1 protein-coding gene is annotated in these 504 nt (G+C 39.9%); it reads left to right on the top strand.

Annotated features, from left to right (window positions below; all coding sequences use genetic code 11):
- Positions 1-179 precede the first annotated feature (179 nt).
- Positions 180-504 (top strand): NapC/NirT family cytochrome c (locus A3766_RS21055; protein WP_197479664.1); only part of this gene is annotated, 325 nt, incomplete at its 3' end.

Here is a 504-nt window from a genome sequence, read left to right as displayed (position 1 = left end):
AACGCCTACTGGTAAGTTCAACGTGTTTAACCGTGCTAACCACAAAACCTAATTACCGTTAGTAATAGTTATTTAGGTAATTAGTACTCCTGAAGAAGAGTACTTAGGTGCTCTTCTTCAACCTTCTCGGATTTAAGTAATTGAATTTTAGAATATTAAAGTTCTAGGGAGTCTCATCAATGAGTGCAGCAAATTTTGTTAAAGGTCTGATGGCGAGAAAAATATTGTTCGGGGCGACAGTCACGGCAGCATTATTTTTCATGTTAGTCGGTGTCATCTTCTGGGGCGGATTTAACACTGCGATGGAGCAAACCAATACCCTAGAGTTCTGTATCAGTTGTCACGAAATGGAAGACAACGTTTATAAAGAATACCAGTCAACTATTCACTACACCAACCGCAGTGGCGTTAGAGCAAGCTGTTCAGATTGTCACGTGCCTGATCCATGGGTGCATAAAGTTGTTCGTAAGATAAAAGCTTCTAATGAGTTATGGCATAAAGCTT

This window comes from Oleiphilus sp. HI0132 (genome assembly GCF_001635845.1).
The sequence above is the reverse complement of the archived record's forward strand: the minus strand, read 5'-3'. Positions and strand labels throughout refer to the sequence as shown.